Origin of the sequence: Saccharibacillus deserti (assembly GCF_013618475.1) — a bacterium.
GTDB classification, from domain to species: domain Bacteria; phylum Bacillota; class Bacilli; order Paenibacillales; family Paenibacillaceae; genus Saccharibacillus; species Saccharibacillus deserti.
The window spans coordinates 332,567-359,212 of sequence record NZ_JABJVN010000001.1; the positions used below are offsets into that span (position 1 = coordinate 332,567).

The 26,646-nt window shown below is 48.1% G+C and carries 23 protein-coding genes; 14 read left to right on the forward strand and 9 right to left on the reverse strand.

Annotated features, from left to right (window positions below):
* The first annotated feature begins 3 nt into the window (after positions 1 to 3).
* The 3 genes from HOP44_RS01465 to HOP44_RS01475 all read left to right on the forward strand — a co-directional run bounded on the left by HOP44_RS01465 (position 4) and on the right by HOP44_RS01475 (position 4,913).
* Positions 4 to 1,152, forward strand: a complete 1,149-nt coding sequence (locus tag HOP44_RS01465) for a PLP-dependent cysteine synthase family protein (protein ID WP_172249890.1) — start codon at positions 4 to 6, stop codon at positions 1,150 to 1,152.
* Positions 1,153 to 1,188: 36 nt separating this feature from the next.
* Positions 1,189 to 2,394 (forward strand): staphylopine family metallophore export MFS transporter CntE, encoded by a 1,206-nt coding sequence (cntE, locus tag HOP44_RS01470; RefSeq protein ID WP_246369544.1) that lies wholly within the window; start codon positions 1,189 to 1,191, stop codon positions 2,392 to 2,394.
* Between the two features lie 206 nt (positions 2,395 to 2,600).
* Positions 2,601 to 4,913 (forward strand): putative bifunctional diguanylate cyclase/phosphodiesterase, encoded by a 2,313-nt coding sequence (locus tag HOP44_RS01475; RefSeq protein WP_172249892.1) that lies wholly within the window; start codon positions 2,601 to 2,603, stop codon positions 4,911 to 4,913.
* A gap of 221 nt (positions 4,914 to 5,134) precedes the next feature.
* Here HOP44_RS01475 and HOP44_RS01480 read toward each other — a convergent pair whose 3' ends face one another.
* Positions 5,135 to 6,241: a glycerol dehydrogenase gene (locus HOP44_RS01480; RefSeq protein ID WP_172249894.1), complete on the reverse strand. Its 1,107-nt coding sequence runs from the start codon at positions 6,239 to 6,241 to the stop codon at positions 5,135 to 5,137.
* Positions 6,242 to 6,446: 205 nt separating this feature from the next.
* Between HOP44_RS01480 and HOP44_RS01485 the strand changes: the two genes are divergently transcribed.
* The gene (locus HOP44_RS01485) at positions 6,447 to 7,616 is read left to right on the forward strand and encodes a copper amine oxidase N-terminal domain-containing protein (protein ID WP_172249896.1); all 1,170 of its coding nucleotides are present in this window, start codon (positions 6,447 to 6,449) and stop codon (positions 7,614 to 7,616) included.
* Between the two features lie 252 nt (positions 7,617 to 7,868).
* Here the strand turns inward: HOP44_RS01485 and HOP44_RS01490 are convergent, their stop codons facing one another.
* The 4 genes from HOP44_RS01490 to HOP44_RS01505 all read right to left on the reverse strand — a co-directional run bounded on the left by HOP44_RS01490 (position 7,869) and on the right by HOP44_RS01505 (position 11,903).
* Positions 7,869 to 8,795 (reverse strand): MFS transporter, encoded by a 927-nt coding sequence (locus tag HOP44_RS01490; protein WP_172249898.1) that lies wholly within the window; start codon positions 8,793 to 8,795, stop codon positions 7,869 to 7,871.
* 762 nt (positions 8,796 to 9,557) lie between these two features.
* The gene (locus HOP44_RS01495) at positions 9,558 to 9,890 is read right to left on the reverse strand and encodes a hypothetical protein (RefSeq protein WP_172249900.1); all 333 of its coding nucleotides are present in this window, start codon (positions 9,888 to 9,890) and stop codon (positions 9,558 to 9,560) included.
* The gene (locus HOP44_RS01500; RefSeq protein WP_172249902.1) at positions 9,869 to 11,560 is read right to left on the reverse strand and encodes a glycoside hydrolase family 32 protein; all 1,692 of its coding nucleotides are present in this window, start codon (positions 11,558 to 11,560) and stop codon (positions 9,869 to 9,871) included. Before HOP44_RS01500 ends, HOP44_RS01495 begins: the two co-directional genes overlap by 22 nt.
* A gap of 22 nt (positions 11,561 to 11,582) precedes the next feature.
* Positions 11,583 to 11,903, reverse strand: a complete 321-nt coding sequence (locus HOP44_RS01505; RefSeq protein WP_172249904.1) for a hypothetical protein — start codon at positions 11,901 to 11,903, stop codon at positions 11,583 to 11,585.
* Positions 11,904 to 12,086: 183 nt separating this feature from the next.
* Between HOP44_RS01505 and HOP44_RS01510 the strand changes: the two genes are divergently transcribed.
* Together HOP44_RS01510 and HOP44_RS01515 are read left to right on the forward strand one after the other, a co-directional pair.
* Positions 12,087 to 13,205 (forward strand): excalibur calcium-binding domain-containing protein, encoded by a 1,119-nt coding sequence (locus HOP44_RS01510; protein WP_172249906.1) that lies wholly within the window; start codon positions 12,087 to 12,089, stop codon positions 13,203 to 13,205.
* 86 nt (positions 13,206 to 13,291) lie between these two features.
* Positions 13,292 to 13,504: a hypothetical protein gene (locus HOP44_RS01515; protein ID WP_172194212.1), complete on the forward strand. Its 213-nt coding sequence runs from the start codon at positions 13,292 to 13,294 to the stop codon at positions 13,502 to 13,504.
* An 853-nt stretch (positions 13,505 to 14,357) separates the two neighbouring features.
* Here the strand turns inward: HOP44_RS01515 and HOP44_RS01520 are convergent.
* Positions 14,358 to 14,657, reverse strand: coding sequence for a hypothetical protein (locus HOP44_RS01520; RefSeq protein WP_172249908.1), 300 nt, complete (start codon positions 14,655 to 14,657; stop codon positions 14,358 to 14,360).
* Between the two features lie 246 nt (positions 14,658 to 14,903).
* Between HOP44_RS01520 and HOP44_RS01525 the strand changes: the two genes are divergently transcribed.
* The 4 genes from HOP44_RS01525 (at position 14,904) to HOP44_RS01540 (ending at position 16,815) form a co-directional block, all read left to right on the forward strand.
* Positions 14,904 to 15,149: a stalk domain-containing protein gene (locus HOP44_RS01525; RefSeq protein ID WP_172249910.1), complete on the forward strand. Its 246-nt coding sequence runs from the start codon at positions 14,904 to 14,906 to the stop codon at positions 15,147 to 15,149.
* A gap of 31 nt (positions 15,150 to 15,180) precedes the next feature.
* The gene (locus HOP44_RS01530; protein WP_172249912.1) at positions 15,181 to 15,462 is read left to right on the forward strand and encodes a stalk domain-containing protein; all 282 of its coding nucleotides are present in this window, start codon (positions 15,181 to 15,183) and stop codon (positions 15,460 to 15,462) included.
* 18 nt (positions 15,463 to 15,480) lie between these two features.
* Positions 15,481 to 15,738, forward strand: a complete 258-nt coding sequence (locus tag HOP44_RS01535) for a hypothetical protein (protein WP_172249914.1) — start codon at positions 15,481 to 15,483, stop codon at positions 15,736 to 15,738.
* Between the two features lie 72 nt (positions 15,739 to 15,810).
* Entirely contained in the window at positions 15,811 to 16,815 is a 1,005-nt protein-coding gene (locus tag HOP44_RS01540) for a hypothetical protein (RefSeq protein WP_172249916.1), read from the forward strand.
* A 252-nt stretch (positions 16,816 to 17,067) separates the two neighbouring features.
* On the opposite strand, the gene HOP44_RS01545 is transcribed toward HOP44_RS01540, so the two are convergent.
* Positions 17,068 to 17,490, reverse strand: a complete 423-nt coding sequence (locus tag HOP44_RS01545; protein ID WP_172249918.1) for a hypothetical protein — start codon at positions 17,488 to 17,490, stop codon at positions 17,068 to 17,070.
* A 146-nt stretch (positions 17,491 to 17,636) separates the two neighbouring features.
* On the opposite strand from HOP44_RS01545, the gene HOP44_RS01550 reads away from it, so the two are divergent.
* From HOP44_RS01550 to HOP44_RS01565, 4 genes are all read left to right on the forward strand, one after another.
* A complete protein-coding gene (locus HOP44_RS01550) occupies positions 17,637 to 17,885 on the forward strand; it encodes a helix-turn-helix domain-containing protein (protein WP_172249920.1) in 249 nt (82 codons plus the stop codon).
* A 306-nt stretch (positions 17,886 to 18,191) separates the two neighbouring features.
* Positions 18,192 to 19,370, forward strand: a complete 1,179-nt coding sequence (locus HOP44_RS01555; RefSeq protein WP_172249922.1) for an HNH endonuclease — start codon at positions 18,192 to 18,194, stop codon at positions 19,368 to 19,370.
* Between the two features lie 137 nt (positions 19,371 to 19,507).
* A complete protein-coding gene (locus HOP44_RS01560) occupies positions 19,508 to 20,167 on the forward strand; it encodes an Ntn hydrolase family protein (protein WP_172249924.1) in 660 nt (219 codons plus the stop codon).
* Between the two features lie 220 nt (positions 20,168 to 20,387).
* The gene (locus tag HOP44_RS01565) at positions 20,388 to 21,152 is read left to right on the forward strand and encodes a stalk domain-containing protein (RefSeq protein WP_172249926.1); all 765 of its coding nucleotides are present in this window, start codon (positions 20,388 to 20,390) and stop codon (positions 21,150 to 21,152) included.
* A gap of 1 nt (position 21,153) precedes the next feature.
* Here the strand turns inward: HOP44_RS01565 and HOP44_RS01570 are convergent, their stop codons facing one another.
* Together HOP44_RS01570 and HOP44_RS01575 are read right to left on the reverse strand one after the other, a co-directional pair.
* Complete coding sequence (locus HOP44_RS01570) at positions 21,154 to 23,904, reverse strand: phage tail spike protein (RefSeq protein ID WP_172249928.1); 2,751 nt, start codon at positions 23,902 to 23,904, stop codon at positions 21,154 to 21,156.
* Between the two features lie 51 nt (positions 23,905 to 23,955).
* The gene (locus tag HOP44_RS01575) at positions 23,956 to 26,646 is read right to left on the reverse strand and encodes a transglycosylase SLT domain-containing protein (RefSeq protein ID WP_343059701.1); all 2,691 of its coding nucleotides are present in this window, start codon (positions 26,644 to 26,646) and stop codon (positions 23,956 to 23,958) included.

Consider the following 26,646-nt stretch of genomic DNA (forward strand, 5'->3'; position numbering starts at 1 on the left):
CGCATGAGCGCTACGATTTTGGACACGATCGGACAGACTCCGCTCATTTCGATTTCCCGCATGAACCGTCCCGAAGAAGCACAGGTCCTGTTCAAATACGAGCGGTACAATCCCGGAGGCAGCATCAAGGATCGGGCCGCGCTGTATCTGGTCGAGACGGCCGAACAAAGAGGCTGGCTGAAGCCGGGCGGAACGTTGATCGAATCGTCCAGCGGGAACTTCGGGATTTCGCTGGCCATGATCGGAGCGGCCAAAGGCTACCGCGTCATTATTCTGGTCGATCCCAAAACGACGGAAGCCAATCTGGCCCTGATCCGAGGATTCGGCGCGGAAGTCATCGTCGTAACGGAGCAGGACGACAGCGGCAGCTATCACAAAACGCGTATCGCGCTGGCGAACAAACTGGCTAGCGAAATCGAGGGCGCTTACCGGCCGGATCAATGCTTCAACCGGCTTAATCAGGAAGCGCATTATCAGAGCACGGCCCGGGAAATTCTCGAACAATGTCCGGGCCGGCCGAGCGCGTTCGTCGCGGCCGTCAGCACGGGCGGACAGCTTGGCGGAATCTCGCGCTTTCTCAAAACGTACGCGCCCCGCACTCAAGTCGTCGGCGTCGACGCGGTCGGCTCGACGGTCTTCGGCGGACAGGCCAACGCTTACCGGACGCCGGGCGTCGGTCTAAGCTGGACGCCCGTTAATCTGAGCCTGTCGAATCTGGATTATGCCTACAAAATTTCGGATGAACAGGCTTTCGTCACCGCCCGGGCGTTCGCGCGCCATGAAGGCATCCTGATGGGACCGTCCAGCGGAGCCTGCGCGCTTGTCGCGCTCAAGCTGGCCCAGCAGTGGGGACCGGAACACCGGATCGTCAGCATGGTGGCGGACGGCGGGGATCGGTATATCCAGACGTTGTTCAATGATCCATGGATGCACAGTCAAGGATTTTCGACGACGGCGAGCCCTGCGGACATTCGCGGGATAGCCCGCCGCCTGGAACCGTGGAGCGCATCGCCGGGCGAGTGTGCCAACGAGCAGACGGGGCTGATCGAGGCGCTGCAGGTACCGCAGGCGACTTTGCTTGCGAACGCCGAACTTCATTTAAGCGATACGATTCAGGTTCGACGCCCGCCCGCCGCCGCTTTTTTGGATTGACCTTTTCCTGATTAAAGTAAGGGGAGTTGTTCCACATTGAAGCAATCGCGAGTGACTTCCTGGACGTTTATCCGTTTGTACGGTCTGGCGTTTTTGTTTTTCAGCGCCAATTCCATGCTTGCCGTACTCGTGCCGCTGAGAAGCGAGGCGCTCGGGGCCAGCAATGCGACGATCGGTTGGATCATGGGCGCTTATATGCTGACCTGCATGTTTTTTCGTCCGTTGGCGGGCAAAGTCATCCAGCGTCACGGAGCGTCCCGGGTCCTTCGCATCCTGCTGTTGGTGAACGGGTTTGCTTTACTGCTGTATCCGCTGGCGGGACTGTCCGGTTTTTTGGCTGCCCGTCTTCTGCAGGGGATCGCGACGGCGTTTTTTTCAATGGCGCTGCAGATTGCGATTATCGATTCGTTGCCTGACGAAGAACGATCGCAGGGCGTTTCGCTCTATTCGCTCTTCACCTACATGCCGGGCATCATCGGGCCGGTGCTTGCGCTCAGTTTGTGGGACTGGGGAGATAGGAACGCCTTTTTCGCGGTCATGGTCGTGATTGCGGCCGGAACCGCGCTGTTCGGATTTACGACGCCCGTCCGATCGAACGGCTATCCCGCGAACGGCGGGGACAAACAATCGGAAAAAAAAAGACAGGCAGCAGAGGACGGGATATGGCGTTCTTTCGGTCGGGTGATTACGATTGCGCCTCTTGCGCTGTGCACCTGGTTGATGCTCGGGACTTCCGTCGTGTTCGGAGCCGTTACGGTATTTATTCCGCTGTATGCGGCAGAAATCGCCTACGGTCATGCGGGGCTGTACATGATGATCCAGGCCGCGGTAATCGTGGCTGCCCGGTTTGCGCTGCGCAAGCGGATTCCGTCCGACGGCAGATGGCGGCCGCGCTTCATCCAGGGGATGGTGATCCTTGCGGGGATCGCCGCCCTGCTGCTGGCTGCCGCGGGATCGGTCGGGCCGATCGCTTTTTACGCGTCCGCTTTTATGATGGGGGCGGCTCAGGCGCTGCTGTATCCTTCCTTGACGACGTATCTGACTTTTGCGCTTCCCCGGGCTTCCCGCAACGTGCTGCTCGGTTTGTTTATCGCTTCGGCGGATTTGGGTATTTCACTTGGCGGTCTGGTGATGGGCCCCGTCGCGGACCGGTTGTCGTACTCCGGCATGTACGGCGTATGCGCTTTGCTGCTCCTGGCATTGATCGGCGTGGAAAAAAGGTACCGCATTCGCGTTCGGTGACCGCCTTATAACAAATCCGATCGAATAAAAGTGTGATCATAGAAGCTCCAAGACAAAAGACCGGGCCGGCGCTGCCCGGTCTTTTGTCTTGGAAATAAATAAGTTTGAAAAAAACGTTTTATTACATAAAAAGTAAAAAAAGCTAAGCGCATGCAGGGGAGAGGCCGATATAAGACCTATCTTACTACCGTCGCGGAGGCCGCAAAATGAAAGACAAGCGAATATTTTATGCAATCTCTGCGGGTTACCTCGTTCTGTATTTCATCTTGTCGAATCTGTACAGGGGGAACGAGACCGCACTCATATGGCTGGGACATTTAAATCTCGTTCCGGTCTTTCTGTGTACTTGCTTAATGCTCTATGTCACGCGCCGTTCCCGGCCGAAAGATCGCGTCTTCTGGACGTTTAATCTGGGCAGCAGTCTGTTTTACCTGTTTTCGCTGCTGGTCTTGTTCGTAGATACGCTGTCCGAGCGGACCGTGCTGCCTTCTCCGAGCATCGCCGATTTATTCTGGGCCGCCCAGGGAGGTTTCATCTTCCTCGCTCTGCTTGCTGTCGTGTATCAGCGCATGCGGGGTCTTCGTCTGATTCAATGTCTGCTCGATGCTTCGATCTTCATGTCGACGACGGCCGTATTCAGCTGGAGCCTGATTATCGCGCCGCTGTTCGAATCTTCGCTGCGGCAGGCCGATCGGGCGGCCGTGTTCTTCAACCTCGGTTATCCGATTACCGATCTGGGCAATTTGTTCCTGATCAGTCTGCTTCTGTTCGCCAACCAATCGATCGGCAGCGGACGCACAAACCGGAACTTCCTGGCAAGCGTACTGCTTCTGACTGTAGGCGATTCCGTCTATCTCTATATGCAGCTGAATGGCGCCTATACGCTGGGAAGCCCGATCGACCTTACGTGGACCGCTTCGCTGCTGCTGCTGACAGCCGCCGGACTCGAGTCGCTGGGAGAAGAACCGGTCAAACGAAGTACCCGTCTGTCGGCGACGCTGGCAGGACGTACAAGCTGGATTCGCCGTCTGCTGCCTTATATCAGTCTCGTGGCGCTGTTCACCCTCATTATTGAAAAACTGTCCGACTTCGGCGTAATCGTGGTCGGCAGCGGATTCGCGGTTCTGCTCATTATCGCGAGACTTATTTTGACCTTTATCGAGAACGATTATCTGCTGAACCGGCTGAGCCATGCAGTGGAAGTCAAAGAGCACGAAGCCAATCGCGATCCGCTTACCGGACTTCCCAATCGAAGAAAATTCGATATCGAATTGAAGAAAGCGGTCGAAAAAGCCGGTTCGGAACACACGCAGCTGGCTCTTCTGTTCTTCGATCTGGACCGGTTCAAGCATATCAACGACAGTATGGGCCATACGGTTGGCGATCGTCTGCTGCTTGTCGTGGCGGAGCGCCTGCGCGAGTATATTCCCGTTTCGCGTCTGCTTGCGCGCCAGGGCGGCGACGAATTCACCGTTCTGGTCGATCCGCTGGACGGTGAAGTCGAAGCTTACCGTACGATTGCGGCAATCGAGGAAGTGTTCAAGAAACCGGTCACTTTAAACGGAATGGTGCTGTATGTATCGGCGAGCATCGGAGCGGCTTTGTATCCGCGCGACGGATCGACCGCCGACGAGCTGATGCGCAGTGCGGATATGGCGATGCACGAAGCCAAGAAAAACCGCCATCAGAAAAGTCTGTTTTTTGAACCTTCCTTCCGGGAACGTCTCGCTTACAAAGTCGAACTCGAACATGAACTTCGCGGCGCGATCGAACGCGGGGAAATTTCCCTGCACTACCAGCTGCAGAAAAACATCCAGCACTGCACGATCGTCGGTGTCGAAGCGCTGATCCGCTGGCATCATCCGATTCTGGGGGCGATCTCTCCTGTCGAATTTATTCCGATTGCGGAAGAGACGGGCATGATTATTCCGCTCGGAGAATGGGTGCTCAAGACGGCCTGTCTGCAGCAGGTCGAGTGGGAGCGGGAAGGCTTGGGTTCGCTGCGGATGAGCGTCAATGTGTCGCCTTATCAGTTCCAGGACGAGTTGTTCGTGGAGAAGATTCTGCATACGCTGCGCGAAACGGGCGTCGATGCGGAGCAGATCACGCTTGAAGTGACGGAGTCGCTGGCGATCCGGGATGTGGAGAAAGTGGCTTCCCAGCTTAAGCTGCTGCGCGAATGGGGCATCAAACTCGCGATCGACGATTTCGGTACCGGATACGCATCGCTCAAATATCTGCGTACGTTTGAACCGCAGCTGCTGAAGATCGACCGCTTTTTCGTGGACGGAATCGACCTTGAGGCGGAACGCGGAGATATGGTGCGGGCGATTATCGCGATAGGACGGAGCCTTAATATGGAAGTGCTGGCCGAAGGCGTGGAGACGGAGAATCAGCTTCAGTTTCTGCGTTTGGCGGGCTGCGACGAAGTTCAGGGGTATTATCTCGGCCGACCGCTGTCCGCGGAAGCATTGGAACAAGTACTGAAAAGCCCTGCCTCGATGAAAGGGACCGGCTGATCCGGACGGATCCTGCAGCGCATGGACAGAGAAAGTCCTATTGGCTTCGCTTTCAATCAGACTTTCTCGACAGCCTGACCGCCGACGGAATCGGCGGTCTTTTTTTGCGTGAAGCCGGTCAATCCGCGTGTTCTGCCGGCAGCGAAGAAATCCGCCCTGGTGGCAGACGAAAAAGCCCGGGCTTCGACAACTGCGAAGTCCGGGCTTTGAATGATACGGAATCAGCGGCCGATTTTCGCCTTGTACGCCAGCGAATACTGATCCGCCGCGAGAATGGCGTCGAGCACGTCATCGGCCGTGACCGGGAACGGCAGGTTATGCGCGGTCTCGCCTTCCTTCGTAGCCGCTTCCGCGACGCGGTACAGGTCTTCGTTCGAGACGTCTTTGAGGTGCAGATCTTCCAGCGTGACCGGCAGGTCGAGCTTGAGATAGAAGTCGATGTAGCGCTCGATTTCCTGCAGCGAACGACGCTCCAGCGCAAGCTGTACCAGCGTGCCGAACGCCACTTTCTGTCCGTGCGTCATATGGTGGATATCGCCTTCGAGCACGGTGAATCCGTTGTGGATCGCGTGCGCGCCGGCGAGTCCGCCGCTTTCGAAGCCGAGTCCGCTCAGCAGCGTGTTCGCTTCGATGACCGCGTCCAGCGCCGGCGTCACGACTTTGCGTTTGACCGATTCATAGGCGAGCAGCCCGTAATCGAACAGCGTTTCTTCGCATTTGCGCGCGATCGCTTCCGCCGCAAGCGTCGTCAGGCCGCCGGCCATCGTGGTCGCTCTCGCTTCGATGACGGCGCGGCATTCGACCCAGGTCGCAAGCGCGTCGGCGATTCCCGAAGTGAGGAACAGCGGCGGAGCGCCGGCGATCACCTTGGTGTCGACCAGAATAAGATCCGGGTTCTTTTTGTAAAAGGAATAAGCGTCAAAAGCGCCTTCGTCGGTATACAGGACGGACAGCGCGCTTGTCGGCGCATCGGTCGAAGCCGTCGTCGGCACAATGACGCAGGCGGCGCCCAGCACATCATTGACGGCTTTGGCCGTATCGAGCGTTTTGCCTCCGCCCACGCCGACCACCAGGTCGACGCCTTCGCCCAGATCGGCGATCCGTTTGATCTCGCCGCGAGACGCCTCACCCTGGAATTCCGCCTGCTTCGCCGAGATCCCGGCCGCTTCCAGGCTTTTGACGACGCGGTCGCCGGCGATCGGCCAGACGATCTTGTCCGCGATGACGAGCGCCGATTGGCCCAGCGCTTTCGCGTATTCTCCGGCTTTGTCGACGACGTCTTTGCCCTGCACGTATTTGCCGGGGCTGATAAATACTTTTTCGCTCATGGTTTTCCAGCTCCTTTCGGATAGCGGCTGCCGCAGAAAGGCAGCCTTACCCGACACCATTACCCGAAAAAGCCCCTTCACGACTCGGCAAACCTTTTTCCAAAAAAGGTCCGCCGATTTGCAAACTTTTGCGCTTCTTCGTTCGTCTTAGAGATGTGTGCAAGAGGCTCAAGTAGGCGAAATGCCGAATCGGAGGGATTTTGGGATGAAAAATAAAGCATATAAATGGATCGTGGGGCTGTTGGCGGGAAGTCTGTTGATCTCGCCGCTGCTGCCGATCGAAGCGGCCGCGCAGACGCCGCCTTCGCTGTCGATCAACGGAGGAGCGGCGCAGAGCGGAGAACTGGAGATCCGGGGCGGCCGGACTTACATAGCGGTCCAAGCCGCGTCGGAACGTCTCGGATTCCGGGTCGATTACGATCGCGGCTCCAAAGTCGTTACGCTGCTGCGTCCGGATACGAAGCTGAGCATGAAGCTTGGGCGGGCGGAAGCCGAGATCGACGGCAAGCGTGTCAAAGTCGGAGCCGCGGCGTTCAGTGCGAACGGACAGGTGTATGTGCCGATCCAAGCGCTTGCGTCGGCTCTCAAAAGCAAAAGCGGCTGGAAAGCCGAAGCCAAAACCGTTACGCTGAACGATCCCGGCCGGTACGTGATCCACTCGGAAGGCGGACAAACGGTCTGGGTGTCTTTTGCCAAGGGAGACGTTTACTCGCTGGAAGCCGGCGTTCCGAAAAAGCTCGCAGGCGCCGGCGTCTCGGGGCTTGATTGGGGAACGGTCGACGTGCGGGCTCTGGGCAGCGGTGCTTATCTGCTCTCGGTCGGCCGGGAATACGGCGCTTCGTCGCAGACCGTGCATAACCGCTTCCAGTTTCTCGTTCAAAAAGGGAAAGTGACGAAGCAGGCGCATTACCGGTATTCCGGCATGTATGACACGGATAACTTCGGACCGCAGAAGCTTCCCGCGCAGCGGGCTTACCTGAGCGACGGCCGTACGGTGCAGGTCGTAGGCGCCGGCGGGCGGGCTGCGGCGGATTACGATCTGGCGAAGCTGACGAAACAAACCGGACCTTTTATCGTCGAATCGGTCACGGCCGATTATTTGCTCGTGCGAGCGTTCGACACGCTCCAGCCGACCGTGATCGACCTGAACACGGGCAATTCTTCGCTGCTCTACAAAACGCTGCTCGGACAAGCCGAGCGGGCGCAATGGGATGAAGTGACAACGGATGTCGGCGAACTGTTGCTGCTTCAATCCAGACTTCGCTTCGTGAAACAGGAAGGCAATCGGCTGGATTTCACGTATAAGAAGATCGCGCCCGGACCGGATCAGTTCGGCCGCGAATTCAAAGCCAGTTATACGCTGAAGCGGTCGTAACCGAAACGAAAAACGGGGAGCGGCCTATGGACGCATAGCATCCATGCCGTATGCGCGGCAGGCAGAAGCGCCGAAGCCTCCCGCTCGCTTGAGCATTTGAATAAAAGCCCGGATAGGCCGGTGTTCGTTCCGAAAAGGGACGGGTACCGGCTTTTTTGCTTTGTCCAAAAAGGAAGCGGGCGGCGGACGCGGCGAAAAAGCCTCCGCGCGAGGAGGAGGCCGATTTGTATTCGGGTACGGGGGGCTTCCTGATCAATCGCTGTCCGGATTGGAAATCGTGGAGTCCGCCGCCGGCTTCCGATCCGCAGATGCCAGTCGATTGGAAGTATATTCCATATTTTCTTCCGGGACTGCTCCATCCCGAGGTTGGATGCTTCGCATTCGGGCGAACAGCCCGAGCACCGGCAGCAGCAGAACGCCGGCAGCCAGCAGAGCAGCCCGGATCGAGAAGCGGCTGCCGATCCAGCCGACGAACGGACCGCCGGCCGTCTGGCCGAGCGCGTCGGCCTGGCTGACCATCGACAGCACCGTGGCCCGGGTCCGGCTCTCCAACTGGCTGTTCAGCCAGGCCGAGTACAGCGGCGAGAACACCGCCGAGGCTGTTCCGGCCAGCAGAAGCGCCGCGAATGCCCAACCGAAGCTTGGCGCAAGCGCCAGGCCGATCACGGCCGCGACGCGCAGCGCCATCGCCAGCAGCAGCGCGGTCGATACCGCGCGCCGGCTGCGCATGTCTACCCGGCGCTCCGCCAGCCGGACGCCGGCCAGCCCCAGCAGCGTGATCGATGCTTCGATCAAGCCGAACCAGATGGCCGGGGGCCAACCGGTATCCGGCAGGCCGGTTCCGCCGCCGCTGAGGAGCAGCGTCGGCCAGAGACGGTCGTAGCCTTCGGATGCCGCACCCGACAGCAGCGTAACGGCGACCAGCCCCAACAGCAGCGGGCTGCGGCGTACGACCTTCACGCCGGCTGTCCAGGTGCCGGCCATATCGCGCAGCGGACGGACGAAGCCCGTCTCGCGCATCAGGCTCGTCAGCAGCAGGCCGAGCAGCAGATAGATGAGGCCGCCAACCAGAAACGGCAGGTTGGGCGAGAGCTGCGACAGCAGGACACTGCAGAGAATGCCGATCAGCGAAGCGGCCAGCGCGAACCGCTGGGCGCGCAGCATAACCGCGCCTGCCAATTCGTCGCCGGTCTCGTCGACCAGCCAGGCCGTATTTGCGCCGCTGACCTTCGCGAACTGCAGAGAAATTGCCGAAGCCGCCGTCAGGATCGAAGGTGGTGCATCGTAAAGGAGAACCCGTAAGATTTACCGTACCGTCGTCCCTGCCGGAACCGGCGTGCCTGCGCCGCCGACCATGAATGATTGGGAGTAGAACGGCGACTGGGTTTTCGTTTGAAACATTAACACGTGCAGCACTTCCATGGGATAAGCCGGTTCCGAGCATGACCGCCGATCTGCGGCGGTCATGCTCAAGTGCGTCCGATTCGCTGTAAGCGACTCAAATATGGGAACATCATACAAATATTACAGGTACATGTCCAGCGTAAATGCCGTAGGGCGATGATCTGCGGCGTCGGTAATACGCGATTAGGTGGCGGCAAGGAAACCGTGGTTTTCGGAAACGATGTCCGAAACCACGGCTGAACTTGACCGAATGCCGGTCGGTAAGCGGCGAAGCGACCGAAGGGTTCATTCTTTTTTTGTAGAAATCAGGGCGCTTGAGCAAATGGATGAATCTTATTCGGACCGGGCAATAGGACTGCGTCATTTTCAAAAACGGTTCTTTTGAATATTTACGGCGGCGGGGAGCAAATAGGAAATATCCGGCTTGGAGAACCCCTAAACAGTAAAAATCCAGGGAGTCGTGCTCCCTGGATTTTGGATGGATCGATCACCGCACGCCGTGTTCGTCGTTCCGGATGAAGGCTCTGCCCGCCGGTCTCAATCGGCGAATGGAATCGCTTCGCCTCCGCTGGTCTGAAGAAAAGAGAGGTTGGATGCGCAGCCTGCACGGTCGGCTTCTCGAAGAGCTTCCGCAAACTTTTTCTGGTCGATCCCCAGGCTTATTGCCGTCGGATCTTTTTCCCACTGGATTTTTTTGAGAACCTGGTACAGAAGATTGGGATTGATCGAATCATCGCCACCTTCCTGGGAGATGATTCCAGCATGATTTTTGTAAGCTTCAACAATAGCGAGGAGGATCACGTTAGGCCGGGATAAATCCGGTTTCTGCCGTGATCGAAGGCGGCCTCCTAGCGGTCCAGCGGCCAGCATCGCAGCGAAACAATCTTCGTTTCGCCGCCTTCGGCGAAGAAAGAGATGCCTGTCGATCCGGCATCCGGATAAATGCGGGCCGTCATCGTCAGCTCGCCGTCCCCGGCAAACACCTCGACCGAAGACCGGTCGACGAAGATCCGCAGCCGCAGGCGTTCCTCCTGCAGCGCAAGAGGCGCCCGGCGTACGCCGCCGGGCCCGGCGCCGGAGCGCTCCCGATCGAGGATCAACCGTTCCCCGATCCGGTCGTACGCCAGCACCGTTTCCTCGCCGCGGACTGCGCCGGTCCGCAGCGCGAGACCGAACCGAGGCGCCGTGCCTGCCTCGAATTCCACCTCCAGCTCGACACACTCGCCGAAGACGCCGGGGAACCCGCGACCGCGCAGCAGACCGCCCGCTTGTTCGGCTGCGCCCGCAGCCGCAGCTGCGCTTGACCCATCGGACCGCAGACCGCCCGCTTGCTCGGCTCCGGCTGCTGCACCGGGCAGACTATCGGGTTCCACCGTATCGGTCACGGTTCCTGCCTCATTTATTCCCTCCGTGCCCGTTTTGTCTCCGGCCTGCGGTGCATCGCCTCCGATTCGCTCATCGGCGTATCGCACTTCTTCGCCGCGCAGCGACTCGAGCTCCGGCGCCGGCCGGCTTGCAATCCGCCCGTGTTCGAGCGTCAGCACACGCGGCAGCGTCATCGCGCCCGCCCAGCCGCGTGCCTGCTCCGGCATTTCGCTTTCCCACATCGCCATCCAGGCGATCAGAATGCGCCGGCCGCGATCGTCGAGCGTCGTCTGCGGCGCGTAGAAGTCGAAACCGTAATCGAGTGTTTGGAATTCACCGTGTTCCAGCAGCCCTGTCCTGTAATCCAGTCGCCCCAACACGTAACCCGCCTGATGCAGATTACGGTACAGTTCCCCGTCCGGAGCGACGCCTTGCGGCGAGAACGCCAGCACATCGAAGCCGCCAAGCGGGAACAGGTCCGGGCATTCCCACATATAGCCCAATTTGTCCGCCGGTTCCCGGCCGCCGGCCATAACCCCGACGAACGACCAGTCCGTGAGATTGTTCGAACGGTAGAGAAGTACTTGGCCGAGATGCTGCTGCGTACGCGAACCGAGCACGCAGTAGTAAACGCCTTCATGTTCCCACACTTTGGGATCGCGGAAATGAAAAGCATGAATATCGCCGTTCGGCGCTTCCGCAATTACGGGATTGCCCGTCAATTTTTCAAAGTTCGTACCGTCGTCGCTGACGGCCAGCGCCTGCACCTGAAGCAGATCGGCATCGCGGTCCGGGCCGGTCCAGCGGTTGCCCGTGTACATCAGCCACAGCCGGCCGTCTTTTTCGATAGCACTGCCGGAGAAGCAGCCGTCCGCATCGTAGTCTTCGGAAGGCGCAAGCGCGATCGGAAGCGGCTGCCAGTGCGCCAGGTCGGAGCTTTTGACATGGCCCCAGTACATCGGCCCCCACTCGGGAGAGAACGGATGATGCTGGTAGAACAGATGGTATTCGCCGCGGAAAAAGCAAAAGCCGTTCGGATCGTTGATCCAGTAGGCGGGCGCCGCGATATGGTAGCGCAGCCTCCAGGGATCTTCGGCGACGGCTGTTCTTTTGTCCGTGATCGAAAGTTCCGCGCGCTCGAGCGCCCGGCGATGCGACTGCTGCGATTCGGTCATCGGGGATGTCCTCCTTTTTCGCTTAAAAGTCGTTCCAGTTCCGTGCGCCCTGACTCGATCGGCTGCGTTCGCTGGACTGCATGTCTTCGAACATTTCGATCGCTTTGAGCGTGCCGTACAGCGAATCGAACAGATGGAGCGAATACTCGTTTTTGTCCATGACGAGATGTTTGAATTTGTCTTTTTCCGCAATAAAAGAAGCCGTTTCTTTCGAATTCTTGTGCCGGGCCTCCAGATAGACGGCAGCGCTGGACAGCCAGAGCGTGATGCTCCGAAAGTCTTCGGCGGCAGCCACCTTTTCACGAATTTCTTCACCCTGGCGCGTTAGTTGGTTCAGTTCCATGGAAATCCTCCTTAAGACTCGAATATGATTCCAGTTTAACAGAAGCCGCAAGCATCCCCCAAACTTTATCCATTTTTTGGGCGGGTTCCGATATAATAAAAGAAAGCTTGCAGCATAAAAAGAAAAAAGGGGCGGAAGATCATTAAACGACTATCGAAACGCAGCGTTTTTTATGGGGCAGTATTGTTTATTTTGCTTATGCTTGGCGCTTGCGGAGAACAGGGCAGAGAGAAAGAAGTCTACATCCCGCCGCTGCGGACCGACATCGAATCGGCCGTAACCATGCCGCAGGAAGAGGAGGAAACGGATCCTGCGGGGGGCATACTGGAGAAATCGGCGGCTGTCGAAGATTCCCAAGACCTATCGGACAAGCAGGGAAATTTCGAGGAAACGGATCAGCCGCTTGAACAGGAAGACACGCAGGCCAGCCGCCCGGTGGAAGAGACGATCGCCGAAAGCGAAGTCTCCTATTGGAGAATCGACGGCGGCGACGCGAATATCCGCAAAGCTCCCGATTATCATTCCGAGTCGATCCAAATTGGGAAAGAAGGACGGGATCTGGAATATTTGCACAAGAAAGTAGAGGATCCGCGCGACTCCAGGATTTGGTATAACGTTCAAAATGATGCCGGAGAGATCGGTTGGATCAGCAGTGCGGTCGTGGTCCGGTCGGACGGCCGTTATTTTGCGGCGGAGCCGATATCCGACGACGAAGCAAACTCGGCAGCGGAGGCTTCGGTTTCCACGGTCCGCTATTACGCGACCCGTGAAGCCAATATCCGGCAGTCTCCTTCGATCGACGCCCCCACAATCGGCCAGGCGGCCGGAGATTCGGTGTTGGAAGGGTTGAATGGCCAGTCTTACGATCCGTCGGACGGCAGAACCTGGTATTACGTGCGGACGCCTTCGGGTCTGGACGGCTGGATCAGCAGCAAAATGGTGACCGGGTACGCGCCTTCTGCCGAGTCGGCGTATGTGCAAGAAGAGACCGGCGGCGTGTATTACGAAAACTGCGCAGCCGCCGAAGCGGCGGGAGCCGCACCCGTGTATGAAGGAGAGGCGGGTTACGCCGGTTGGCTCGATCGGGACAGCGACGGAATCGGCTGCGAGATCAGCGACTGGGATTCCTATGACGGCGGTTCTTCCGATTCCTCCGATCCGCCCATTTCTTCCGATGGAAACACTGTCTATTTCAAAAACTGTACGGTCGCCAGGGCGGCCGGAGCTGCTCCCGTGTACGCGGGCGATCTGGGTTATTCGCGCAAACTGGATCGGGACGGCGACGGCGTCGGCTGCGAATAAAAGCACAATGTGCAAAAGTTGCCGAGCGGGTACCTAAAGGGGTAAGGTGTAGGGGTAAGTAATCGAACGAACAGGAGGCGTGTGCGATGGAAGAAACGACAGTGATCGCGATTCATTTTACGGACGGAGAAGTGCTGGAACTGGGGATTACCGAGGAAGAGTTCGAACGTCTGGACGGCGAGATCACCTCGAATCCATGGGTCGAAATCGACGGCAACACCATCAACACGGCGACGATCAAGTATTTCTGGTTCTACGAAATTCCGACGGATGAAGAGGCCGGGGAAGAAGTCCTGTAACTTTGGCAGCAGCAAGGAGGCGGACACTATCGCAAATGTTTTTGTGCACTCTCGCGCAGCGGTATGGGATGAATGGAAGAGGCAGTCTCTGACCTTTGACCGGATTCCGACAGAAGATGAATTCATCACGCTAAATGTGGCAGAAGAATGGTATGAGGTAGGCATCGTGCTGCATACTCCGCTCGACCCTGAAGTCGATGCGGAGATTTATATTCAAAAAGTAGACCGCAATAACGTGTATAAAAGCATGTTTAAGTATTGAAGCAGCCGAAAGGCTGCTTGGCACCCCGACCGCTCCGTCAATGGAGCGGTTTTTGGCGTTTTTCACCCGGCGATCAAGATAGTGGGCTGCGGATTATTTACCGAGTTCTGTACGAAAGACAGCCATTTTACGGAAAGCACGAGGATTGGCTGAACATTTTCCAACGTGGATAATATTCGGAAAACAGATAAATCTGAAGCTTATGGTCAGGTTATTTTGTGCTAAGATAGCAATCAAGTACTGGAGAATACATATAGGTTGAACGCCCATGCGTTCTATAATTTCTATCTTTACCTGGATCGGATGGAGTGAATACCTGGATGCTGCGAACCTTTTTTTCTTACTTGTTTTTGAATATCCTGTTTTCTCCCCTGTATATAACGAGCGGATTTTTTGAGTTCATGGTGCTTACGGGAAGTCCGCATTCTTATGGGGCGTTGGAAATCACGGGTATTTACTTGGGGAACTTGCTCCCGAATCTGATGCTGTGGATCGCTATTCGAATCTGGGGCAAAAAATTTCGCTGCGATCACCGCCTCAGTACGCTTTTATTGATTCTAGCGGTATTGGTTATCGGGTACTTCCTTCTGTTCACGCCTCTTCGATATGACGGGATGATCGAGGAACTGCTGCAATAGTGGATTCGAGCAGGTCAGCGATGCCGTGAAGAAGCGGGTCGTAGAACATAAAGAAGCGGAGCGCTGCCTGTATGGGCGACGCTTCGCTTTTTTTATGTTTGGCTTTTTTGGGCAGAATGGATAGAGGGTGCTGGCTTGGCCGCAATCCGCTAGGATGGAATATTTCAAAGTTTATAAAAGTGTATATAAAAAAGAAAAACCCTTGGATATCCAAGGGTTTTTCAAGTATAGGACGGATGGGGATCGAACCCATGACCCCTACCCTGTCAAGAATGAAAATAGAGAAAGTAGAGTATCGTTAGGTTTTACACGTTCAAAAGTGGACGAACCACTATCTTGTAAATCTGATACTTTTAATTATAAAGTGGTCAGCAAAAGAAGTAAAGTGTCTAGTGAAAATGCTTGAAATAATCTCTTTGTAAGTAAAAAATGTTTTTGATATCTATGCTTTCCTAGGTATGATTAAGAGACTTAGAAAGTAAAAGAGGGAGAGAAATAATTGAAAAAGAAAATCTTAACGACCGTTATGGCTGTAGGTATTGTTGCTGGCTCTATGACATCTGCTACTTCGCTGGCGGCTACTCAAACGAAGGTTACATTCGATGGAACTACTATAAGTTTTGAGGTAGACCCAGTTGTACGGGAAGGCGTGACTCTCGTTCAATTCCGTCCAATCTTTGAAAAATTGGGATATACCATTTCTTATAATGGGGCAACAAATGTCATTACGGCTATTATAAGGTGAGAAAAAGATTCAACTGAAGTTTGGAAGTCCAATGGCTGGTGTTGGAGAGAAGGCCGTTAATATGGGTATGCCTGTAATTTCTATTCAAAACAACCTTATGGTTCCGCTGCGGTTCGTATCTGAGCAAAGTGGGGCAGTGGTTGTTTGGAATAAGACGACCAACACCATTGCAGTTTCGACTAAAAAAGAACATGGTGAAGAGAGTCCTAAGCCGACTGTCGTTACTACTACGAACATTGTAAAAGACGGAATTACATTTGCAACCCAACCGTCCAAGTACATCAAGAACTTGACAGTCGGGGTTTCTGTATAACAAGAGATGGCCTACAAAATGTATCGGCAGTTCCTGATTTACTATAAAAATGAAGGGAACACAACGCTTGATATTTCAAAGTTGCGTTATATGGCAGTAAATCACTTAGATACTTACGGGAAATTCAATTCTACGGTCCCGAGTGAAGTCTCTTTGGAAGATGCTCCAAAGCAAAAGAAAGCTTTAGCCCCAGGTGAAGAGTATGTGGTTCAGCTTTTGATTTATGATGATAGAAACCAAGCTGACTTTGTTTATTTTTCATTAGATAACTTTTAAAATCAGTCTTTTAAATTCCAAAAGTAAAATAAAAAGCACCTTACAGGGTGCTTTCAGATTAAGGAGGAACTATTGAATCCACTTGAGATGTATAACTTGTTTATTCAAAAACTTATTAATTTCATAGAGGTCAATCAAAAATATATTCCTTTTCCCAAAGTACTGATTTGGTATTTGAAAGTTCCCTGGTATCTTAAATTAATTGTTACCCTGATTATTGGCTATGTAATAGATCGAGTTGTTTACACAGCTGGATTTATAGTTTTGCAAAGCCGATCCAAAAATGAAGCTTTATCTTTTATAAGTGCTTTTCAAAATCCAATAGATTTTCCGGATAGCTTAGTTTATAAGTACTCTTTCTTGTTTTTTAGCATTTTAGGAGTTATATCACTACCTTTTTTAACCTTACTATTTTTTATAATCTTATTCAGAAGAATATCTGAAAAAACTTCTGATCCTCTAACAAAAGGATTTAAGGCGTTATTTCTAATAGTTGCTTTGATCATAATTGCGGGCGTTGGGTTTCTGATTCTTCAAATAGTGGGCCTGATTCCTTATATTATGTTTTACTCTTCCAAAGATGTTAGTCCGGTCGAATTAGTTTTACGTGCTCTCTTTAATCAAGGATCTTTGAATCACGAAACAACTGTCCTAAGTTATGAATATTTAAATAAACAGGTAACGTATTCTCTTGTATTTGAAGTATGGGGATTAATAATACTAGGAGCAATGTGGTTTGCTGCAAATCGGTTAGGCTCTCAGAAAAAACATTCACTTATATATATATTTCTAAGTGGATTGGGTCTACTAGTTATTATTATAGGAATTATAGTTATGGTAACTCACACGTTTTACGTCACAGGTTACTTCGGTAAGAGTTTGGCTAACTACGATTTAGATTATGTAAGGGTTGAGTATAAGGTAAATGGAGCCCAGTCGATTCAAGGGATAAGGATTTCTGAGGATAAAAATAGAATCATCTTAAGAGATGGCTGTAATGTTACTCATTCGATCACTAGTGAAGAAATCCACATTACTTCTGTGACTGAGGTAGGAGAGTGTATGAAAGAATCGTAAGGCTAAAATAATCCCTTTGAAAAAGGATATAGTAATACTTATTTCTATTATCGTTTAAATCATTCGTAAGTTCTTCTTGCTAGTAACAATTTTAAAAATAAAAAGACCCATTAAGGGTCTTTTATTTCTCTACAACCTTTACCAAAGGTATTTTCCTTTTAAATAAGCAAGCAATATACAAAGCGTGCCAAGTACGATGATGGTAATCCCACGCAAGATTTTAGTGGCTATTATTTTCAATTTTTCTCCCCCTTAGTTCAATTTGTTTATAGCCGACATAAACTTCTCTTCCTTCGCCTCGCTATGTATCTTAAATAACTTAATTGCATCGCCACCACGCTCCAAGAACCGTCTATATTTACCTAGGTTAATCGGTTCTTGGAACATTTCTTCTAGAGCTTCGGTCGGAGAAGCTTTAAACAATTTTAACCAAGCCTTTTCATTAATATTTTGTTTAGAGAGTCGTTCCAATCTAATTTCATGAAAGACTTCGATTGCAGCGAAACTAGGTTGTATGCGAGATTTCAAAAGCTTTTTCATGATGCGGTCTATTGCTTCTTTATGTTGCTCGGTTGTTTGGCAATAGTACTTGATCATTCCAACTAAAATACAAGCAGTGGGACGGAATTCGAAAAAGTCCATAACCGATTCATTAGAAGAGTAAGTAACAGACATAAGTGATTACCTCCAATTTTTGTTTTCAATTTGCTAAGTAGCATGTAAGATGAGAAATGACAGAGAAGTAATTGTAACTACTTATAGTTATATTATATATCTATAAGTAGTTACAATCAAGAGAATTTTAAAGGGGTTTTGAGTATATGATTAAGATTGTGTTAGAAGAATCTCTTGAACGTTTGGGAGTATCGATGCGTCAATTGGCTTTGAGAGCTGGCTTACGTCCCAATACTGTTACCGAACTTACAGGAAACCGTGCTAAACAGGCGAATTTTGAAACACTTGATAAAATTTTAAATGCAATGAATGAGATTGCTGAAGAAAGAAAGTTGAGAGTAAGTTTTAGTATTTTAGACATAATCAGTTATGAGTATATACGTAAAGAAGAGTAACGGATTTCTAATAATTTTGAAAGAAATCAACGCAAGCGCCATAATAGATTCCTAAGCTAAAGTTCTTAACGTGCTATTTAGATCGCTTTTGAATCTTTGGATGTAACAGTTCAATGAGACGAAGTAGAGTATTTAGTCTATAAGTGGAATAGAATGTATTGATATAATTAGAGCCTTTGAAAAAGAATATTAAGATTTAGTGTAGTTAAACTAGCAATAAACAACGTTCCACATGAACACGTCTTAAACTACTTAAGTAACATAGCTTATCTAGAGAATATAAAAATAATTAGTAGGTGGTTATTTATGTACCAATGTATATATTGCGACGCTGAAATCTTAAAACGATCTAGCGAACATATCATTCATGCTGCATTAGGCTCAAGCTTACAATCTGATAAAATTATATGTAAAGACTGTAATAACTATTTCTCAAGAAAAGAGTCGGGAGACATTGATAAGAAGTTTGTTGAACAATTCGAAGTATTTAGAAATTTACTAAATGTAAAAAATGATCGCGGCAAGTTGCCACCTACTATAAAGCGTTTGAAGCTTGGTAACGAAGAAATCATCTTAGAGCCAGGCGGAAAAATAGCTTATCAAAAATCCAGAAGAGAAATTATTAAAGATGAAGAAGGGAAGGTAAAGTTTCATATCTCTTCTCCTAACCTTGAAAAGGGCAAAGAGCAATTAAGACATATTAAAAAGCAATATGGAGAAAAAGCTGAACTGATTATTGAACAAGCTAAATTAAAGAGGTCGTATGCAAATACTCCTATTGAATTTGATTTTAGTTTAGGAGGAGAAGAGAATACAAAAGCAGTTGCTAAGATGTTATATAACTTTGTGCATTATCTAGATAGAGAGTCTTTGATTAGTTTGCCAGAACTCGATTGGAGTGATATCAAACAATATCTTAGATACAATGCGACTAAGAGTAATATAGAAACAGGGTATGATTTTATAAATCCAATTCCTATTGAGATCCCCAAAGATGATTTATCAAACTATATCTTTATATCAGGCTCGAGTCAGCAAGGAATCATTTTCGGGCATGTTGTAATATTTGGAAGTATTAGTTTTTCATCCATTATTCACAATAGATACGAGGGGGTCGATTTTGGGTATGGCATCAAGCAACCGTTGAATGTTAAACAAAGTGAGGCATTTTACGAATTTGAAATTCAGCCTTTTAATAGCAATATATTCAGAGATAAGCTTGCTTACTCAGAAATTCAAATAAATAAGATGGGTAAGGAAATTAATAAACTTTTAAGAATATATCAAGATAAAGCAACGAAAGAGGCACAGAACAAACTGATAAGCGAAGCAATGAATAAAGTTTTTAAAGGATATGAAGGAGAATACTTTTCATCTGAGATATTGCAAAATCTTTCTAATGTGATAGCGGATGAATATACAAAATTTCTTTTTAGAATTGATACAGAGACACCTATTGATCTTGAAGATTCAACAGATAAATGACGCTAATTTTTACAACATGAAAGTACTCACCTTAGTATGTTAAAGCTGATTCTTCTATGTTCGAAAAGGTTCCAAATAAATGAAAATTTCTTAAAATTCATTATAGTGATTTACTTATCAAAGAAAAGAGGTTATTTATGACTTTAGTATTGGCAATGAGTTATGATGAAGGTGTTATTGTTGCAGCTGATACGTTGAGAACGATTTATGATGAAAACAACAAGAGATTAGAAGGAAGTAAAGAAGAATTCAAGATTAAAATTTTGCATAATCGTATCGGAATTGCAGTTGCTGGATTGGGTCAATTGAGTGATGCCTGTGTGTCAGCTGTACAAAGCATATGCAGAAGTCGAACTGAAATTAGTTTTGAAGAAATCGAAAAAATTTGTATGGATTATTTCAAATTTTCAGTTGAAAAATTTAATGAACACAATAATAAGCATGTTATGGGTATGCATGTTCTATTGTTTGGCATCAGCGATAAAGGCAAAAAGTTCATAAAACATTACTCTTTCGAAAAAGATAACGTAGCAATTTATCCTGTAAACATTCAACAGCCTTATGCCATTGGTAGTGGTGTCTCCGTGTTAAACATAATGGAAAATCCAATTCAGATTAATGAAACCAATCCAGACGTTATACTGAACCACTTTTTAAAGCTAATAACTCAAGTATCGAAGGAAGAAGAAACAGTAGGAGGGGATATTCAATCCGTTTTAATAAACCAAGAAGAGTTCGTAAATCTTGTATATGATGGAAAAGAAGCGAAGACAACGATATTTAAATGGAAAAAATAAGAGTAAGAATAGTAAAGGGAATGCTTAGAATAAGAGAAAAACGAAAATACAGCTCTAAGGACAAAAATATCCTTAGAGCTGTTTATGGTTTCTATCGATAAAATGTGAGTTTCATCAAGAAGCCTAAACATGCTAATTTTTGATTTTGAAATGGAAAATGTTAGCCGAATTTGGTATGATCGGCTTAGAAAGCCACTTACCATTAAAGGGGATAGCAATAATGAAAAACAAAGGCAAAATAGGATACATACTTTCAGGCGTAGTATTGGGAGTTGCTATAACAACCACCGCTCCAACGCTGGCGGCTACGGTTAGTACAATTACCGCCAAGCTTCAAGGAGACGTTAAAGTAACTGTAGATGGTAAAGCTGTAGCTGCAAAACCGATCAACTACAATAATCAAAATTACCTGCCAGTTGGTGATATCGGAAGGGCGTTAGGTGCTAGCGTGAAATTTGATAAGGCGAAGAATAGTATTTTTGTAACGGGGAAAGAAGATGCGAGTAGTGGAGCAGGGACGAGTACGTCTGGTGGGACGAACGTAAGCCCTGTAGCACCAAAAACGGAAGGCGTACCAATGGTCAACCAAGGGGAGAAAGTTGTTACAGGCGGGATAAGTCGTTCTATTGATAAGGTCGAGTATACGAAAGAAGAATCAGAGGTAGATGGTGTTGTTTTAGGCAAAGGTATAAGCGTATATTATACTGTTTCTAATAACTCTTCAGCGCCTTTAGCTAAAATAGTTCCCCGATTTTTATTTGAAACTAGTTACGACGTGGCTACTGAAGAATTAAATGCAGTGGGAACTAGTATATATATGACTATTAACGGAGTCGATTGGAGATCACAATCTCTACTACCTGGAGAAACTGCGACCGGATTTGTTCATTATGCTTCGACAAGAGATTTTGTTGTAAATACAATTGCTCCATATGCTAACCATAGCCAAGATCCTAGAAAATATGGCATTTGGAAAATTCAATGAACTAAGCGCCTAAAAAGGTTCGCATATACAAACTTGCATTGATTCTACCTAAACCATTGGATGTTAGTTCGATTGTGTGCCAGCCAGGGGTCGTAATCCACGGCGTAACATCGACATTGTTAGTTCCATAATATTGCGATCCTCTTTGCGCGCCATCAATTATGATTCTGATATTGGAAGCATACGCACCTTCATAGATACCATATTCAATATCGTGGGAATGCGAAGGCATCTCAATCCGATGAGAATGTTCCGGCATTTCAATAGCATGATTATGTTCTGGTAAAACAATTTCATGTGAATGAGGAATAAGCGAAACTCTATGCTGATGACCTCCAGAAGATGACCAGGTTCTAGTAACGCCGTTTACATCTTTAAATTGAAGCCCTGAAGCCCATCCATGGTTATGTCCAGTACCAGTAGTATAATAGCTGTCTGTCAGGGTAGTTCCTTCTAAATTAGCATCACTATCTTCAGCGGTTGTTCTCCTTCCACCACCGTTTTTAGTCGTCGTTAAATTGATTTTTTCGTATGCTGTTGTGTTCAAATTAATCATAGTACTCGCAGCGCCCTTACTATACGCTCTAAACGCTTCGGCGGAGAAATTAAGCTGAACCTCGTCGATACGAAGAACGTTAGGAGAGATATAGAACTTCAACTTCAATGGGTGAGTCGAGTCAACGTTATCTGCGAGTTGAATAGTGTCAGTTTGTAGAATCCCGTTCTCATCAAGAACAACATTCCCCTTTTTACTTACAATCTTCAATCCGTATTTGCCTGATTCATACTGTCCGAGCTGGACACGAATCTTGCCTGTAGCATCTCTAACAGTGAGAAGGTCACCTTCGATAGTGAAACTTCCGTCATCGTCACTAATAACTAGTTTATTGCCTAATAAGATCTTTCCGACCAAGCGCTGCGCAAAAATACCTTCACTCGTTACTGCTGTTTGCCACGTATTGCCGCCATCATTTGTTAGCGCCAATTGGGAATGTTGGAAGATAATCATTTTAAGCGGATCACCTGGGTCTTTGATGATAATTCCCCGTCTGCTTATCTCGACATCCTCATTTACACCAGCATTGATATTTCGTTGCACAGCATTCCAAGTAGTATTAAGGAGTTGTGAAACCTCATCGGTGGTAGCCTTAGCTTGATTCCATTTAAGAGCACTAGTACTTAGCGTGTTAGAAGCGCCGACGCTCTTCATATGATCTTTAAGAAATCGCTCTTCGTCAGTTAACAAATCCTGAGCGTTAGAAACAGTAATATCAATAGAGGAAGCTTCGTAGTCAAATACAATATCGGAGACGTGCGCCTTTACGTTAATTCCAAGTTCTTCGTGTTCAATCGTGACAATATCGCCACAAGATAGCCTTCCTACGTTGTGCTGCTCCGTCATAATTTCATAAAAATTAACGATAGATAGCTGAGTAATAATTTTAGGCTCTCTGATTTTATCGAATTGTTTTTTACCTTCTTCAAGTAAATCTTCGGGTTTAGTAAAGTTCTCATCGCTAAATTCTTTTATGAAGATGAAGTTTGTATTAAGCACTTCTAACTGATCGGCGGTAAGATTACTTTCAATTGCTAAAAGCTTACTAAATTCGTTGATGGATAATTCAATATTAGCAATTTGGGTTTTTAGCGATGTAATCTCTGATTCTTTCGCAGAAATTTGCGCCTGTTTGCTATTCTTTTGATTAATAAAAGATGTATTAGGAATAGGAGGATCATTCTTTTGAGTGGCATTATACGTAGCCAAGTTGTCTTCAATGATGATCAGTTCATTCTTAAATGTACTTAGTTCGTTGTTTTTGGTGCCGAGCGTTGCATACAGCCCGTTAACTTGAGATAGGAGAGCATTAAATGTAGTGGATTTTTCTTCTATTAGTGCCCTGTATCGCTTAAGCGCAATACATAGATCGTCCTCCATGTAATAACTATGTTTAACGACGTTGCCTTGAGCGTCTTGTTCGAACGGATACATAAAGTAAGAATAGTCTTCAATGTAATTAGAGCCCGTTGGATTAACTGCTTGAATCGACATTCCATCTTTACCAAAGAGCTTTAGGCGTGTACACATCTCATCGAGATTAAGCTCATACTGAACGCTTTTCATCAGTTTCCCCATCTTGGTGACGAAACCTTTGTTTACACCGTAATTGTCAGGATCATAGAAGTTAATGGTTCGATTGGCTGTATCCCAAACAATTAAAGCAACAAATTGTTCTGCTATACGATTCATGCCTTCGAGAATACCGCCGCTGTGGTCGAATGTTCTATATTTCAGATCAAATTGAGCATCCACGTAGCCCAGTGTCCAACCTGTATTCTTTAGCAGATCGCGAGCAATTTGAGAGAGCGTGTAGGACACGACGCTGTAATCTTTTACTGAGTGATTGTTAAGTTGCAGTCCTAGCCCATAACAATTTATAACTACATAATCCGAATCATCCATTACTTTTGATTTCTTATCGACTATGTAGTATTCCTTTTCGTCTCCGTGTTCAAATCTAATAATGTATCGTTCTCTAAGTATATCTAAATGTTTGTTTTTAACTCTATCTGCAATGGAATCTCCTTGAACGAAAAGAGGAAGAGTGAATTCAAGTTCGTTTATATTGCCTCTGCTGACAGTTCTTTTTACTTTGTAGGCTTCTGGTAGGTTAGCAATTGTCGTTCTAGTTTTGTTTGGCTTACACAGATAAATATCTGGTTTTCCTAATGGTTTAGTATATTTATCGATCATATAATTAATACTCCTTAGATAAAAAATAAAAGAGAGGCATATTTGCCTCCCTTAACGTCTATGAATGCCTTTCTTTTTCATTTCCGAAACTACGTGCGAAGCAAAGGTCTTTGCTTCTTCTAGAGTCCCATACACCTTGTCTATGTTGAAATTAATCTCTAGTGGACTTACAGAATTGTCGCTGGACTCGTTCTTTTTAGGCATGATCATGCTGCCGATCTTGTCTACGATGTTACCAACAGAGAAATTCGCAGCAAAACCTTTAACGACGTTGACAGCTTTAAGCAGATTTGATGTGTCGTCTTTGTTCAACACGAGTTCCTTTTCGTGTAGCATAGCCAACTTTCCTTCTGGACCCCAAGCAGCGGTCATACCGCCAGTCTCGGCAGAGAAGATGTTCATGGCGCGCAATGACGCATACGACCCGTCAGGGAATCCGTATTGAGATCTAAGGCCATCGTTGGCTGACTTCAGATTGTTATATCTATCTTGAAGCCCAAGATAATACTGTGTCGGCTTACCTGTCTTGTTTTGAGCAGCAGCATCCTTCATTTGTTTGACCAAATCTTTGGCCTTTTGCTTGTTAGACAGATACGCTTCCCAAGCTGATTTCTTAGCTCCGTCATCTTTGATCGCTTGCTGATTATCTTTACTATAATCATCGACTGCGCGGAAGTCTTGCCCCACACTATACTGGAGATTCTCTTTCATCTTACTGCTGGCAAGAGCACTTTCGTTTTGCAGGAATAAAAAGAACTTGGCATATCCATCGGTCATCTCCGTGAGAGTCTGCTGAACAAGAGTTTTATCGTTACTAAGCAGGTTTTGCTTCATGACGTACCATTTTGATTCGTCTTCTAAAACATCTTGATAATACTGTTGTTTTGCTTTTTTTTCTTCTTCGATGTCGTCCAGCGTCTTCTTTTGTTTGTCGTCTTCGACTTTCTTTTCTCTGTCTAATTTGTTTTTCTTGTCTTCTAATTGATCATTAAGGTTCTGCTTCCTCAGATCGCGTTCACGGTCAAGTCTGAATTTAGCAATGTCTTCATCCTGGTTGCCGAGCTGCTCTTGAAGTTGTTCGCGCTTAGCTTTAGCTTCCCAAGAATCATCGAGAGAGAGCGTATTGATCTGATTCTGAAGCTTTTGTCGCTCTTCGAGTTTCTTACTCAGCTCTTTATTGTGATCATCCGTTGTTTCTTGCCGATCAATATTCTTTAATTGAGCCTGAATGACTTCTTCGAACTTATTATATTCGTCTTCCATATTTTTAATCGCTTTTTCGTGACGCTCATCTTCAGCTTCTTTACGCTTATCAAGAACTTCAAGCTCCAAGTCACGTTGCTTTTCAATCATCTTCTTATAATTTTCAATAAGTTTATCCGCATTATTCATTTGCTGATTTAAATCACGTTGACTTACCAAAAGTTCTAGATTCGTCTTATTGAGTTCTGATTTACGCTCGGTTAGCTGCTTTAACATCGTAGCGTCTAAGTCTTTTCTTTTCAGAGACTCATCAATATAAGCTAATTCTTTATTATTGACCGCAATTTGACGCTCAGTGATTGCAACTTGTTTGCCGACTTCAGTTCGATACTCTTCTGTGCCTTCAGTAAGGAGAGAGAGGCGGCTCTTTGAGGCGTCCATAGAGTTGTTAAGCTTTTTACGTTGCCCTTCGTAAATCTCAAGTTGAGAATCAATGAAATTACCGATATCATCTTTAACATCAAGATTGGTGTTGAAATTTGTCATACTCAAACCAGCATAACGGTTTTCTAAGTCCTCTTTTTCGGCCGATCCTAATTTTCCGTTCTTTAAGCGCTCTTTGATGAGTGCCATTTCTTCTTTATTGGCAACGACAATCTGCTTTTTGAGTTTAATCTGGCGCTGTAATTCTTTACGGTAGGTTACAGAAGAGGTATCCATGTTTGCAATAAGAGCTTCAGATTTTGTGAGTTCTCGATTGATACTTTCTGTTTCTTTGCCAAGCTGATCAACTCGACTATTGAAGATGCCAGTTCTTCGATCTTCCATCGTCTTTTTTTCTTCTACAATCTTCTGATCCGTGTCTTTTAGAACATTATCGTACTGTACCTTATCAATTTTCTTTTCCTTGAGTAGAGCGGCAACACGCTTCTTCATCAGTTCATAGGTATCGATCTTTTGCTGAGACAACTTGTTTTGAGTGATTTCTTCATCTCGCCAAGCATTGCTGGTTTCGCTATAACGAGACTGCTTGGTTTCACTTAACGACATATCTCTGCTTCGATCATTAATGATATTTTCGAACTGAGCAATCTTAGTATCGACAACTTTTAGATCGTTCTCGTATTGCTTATCTTTGAGATCTTCAACTTGCTTATCTCGGTCCTCTAGCGCTTTTTGTTTATCCGACTCAGAAATGACGTCGTATTTATACTTAATTGATTTATCACTAGAAAGGAGAGCGGCTTTCCCACCACTATAATAACCGAGCACGTTCTCTACGTAATTAGGGTCACCATACTTTTTAACTCCTAACTTCTTCTTTTGTGCCGTAGAAAAAGCCTTCATATTGTCAACAGAATAACCACCGTTATCTTTAAAGAAGTCCAGGACACCGGGGCCCATGTTATAGGCTGCAAGAGCAAGTATTGGATCTCCGCCTGCCTTTTGAAGCATGGTTGCAAAGTAGGCGGTGCCTGTACCGATTGAAGCTTCGGCATTGTAGGGAGCAGCCATAGACAGTATCTTGCTAACCTGCAT

Excerpts from the sequence above, each read along its gene's own strand:
- HOP44_RS01495 (WP_172249900.1), bottom strand. The coding sequence starts at position 9,890 with ATGCTGGCCGCTGGACCGCTAGGAGGCCGCCTTCGATCACGGCAGAAA.
- HOP44_RS01515 (WP_172194212.1), top strand. The coding sequence starts at position 13,292 with ATGGAAGAAACGACAGTGATCGCGATTCATTTTACGGACGGAGAAGTG.
- HOP44_RS01505 (WP_172249904.1), bottom strand. The coding sequence starts at position 11,903 with ATGGAACTGAACCAACTAACGCGCCAGGGTGAAGAAATTCGTGAAAAG.
- HOP44_RS01530 (WP_172249912.1), top strand. The coding sequence starts at position 15,181 with ATGGCTGGTGTTGGAGAGAAGGCCGTTAATATGGGTATGCCTGTAATT.
- HOP44_RS01535 (WP_172249914.1), top strand. The coding sequence starts at position 15,481 with ATGTATCGGCAGTTCCTGATTTACTATAAAAATGAAGGGAACACAACG.
- HOP44_RS01555 (WP_172249922.1), top strand. The coding sequence starts at position 18,192 with ATGTACCAATGTATATATTGCGACGCTGAAATCTTAAAACGATCTAGC.
- HOP44_RS01570 (WP_172249928.1), bottom strand. The coding sequence starts at position 23,904 with ATGATCGATAAATATACTAAACCATTAGGAAAACCAGATATTTATCTG.
- HOP44_RS01560 (WP_172249924.1), top strand. The coding sequence starts at position 19,508 with ATGACTTTAGTATTGGCAATGAGTTATGATGAAGGTGTTATTGTTGCA.
- HOP44_RS01485 (WP_172249896.1), top strand. The coding sequence starts at position 6,447 with ATGAAAAATAAAGCATATAAATGGATCGTGGGGCTGTTGGCGGGAAGT.
- HOP44_RS01480 (WP_172249894.1), bottom strand. The coding sequence starts at position 6,241 with ATGAGCGAAAAAGTATTTATCAGCCCCGGCAAATACGTGCAGGGCAAA.
- HOP44_RS01575 (WP_343059701.1), bottom strand. The coding sequence starts at position 26,646 with ATGCAGGTTAGCAAGATACTGTCTATGGCTGCTCCCTACAATGCCGAA.
- HOP44_RS01550 (WP_172249920.1), top strand. The coding sequence starts at position 17,637 with ATGATTAAGATTGTGTTAGAAGAATCTCTTGAACGTTTGGGAGTATCG.
- HOP44_RS01565 (WP_172249926.1), top strand. The coding sequence starts at position 20,388 with ATGAAAAACAAAGGCAAAATAGGATACATACTTTCAGGCGTAGTATTG.
- HOP44_RS01475 (WP_172249892.1), top strand. The coding sequence starts at position 2,601 with ATGAAAGACAAGCGAATATTTTATGCAATCTCTGCGGGTTACCTCGTT.
- HOP44_RS01500 (WP_172249902.1), bottom strand. The coding sequence starts at position 11,560 with ATGACCGAATCGCAGCAGTCGCATCGCCGGGCGCTCGAGCGCGCGGAA.
- HOP44_RS01545 (WP_172249918.1), bottom strand. The coding sequence starts at position 17,490 with ATGTCTGTTACTTACTCTTCTAATGAATCGGTTATGGACTTTTTCGAA.
- HOP44_RS01520 (WP_172249908.1), bottom strand. The coding sequence starts at position 14,657 with ATGGGTTCGATCCCCATCCGTCCTATACTTGAAAAACCCTTGGATATC.
- HOP44_RS01465 (WP_172249890.1), top strand. The coding sequence starts at position 4 with ATGAGCGCTACGATTTTGGACACGATCGGACAGACTCCGCTCATTTCG.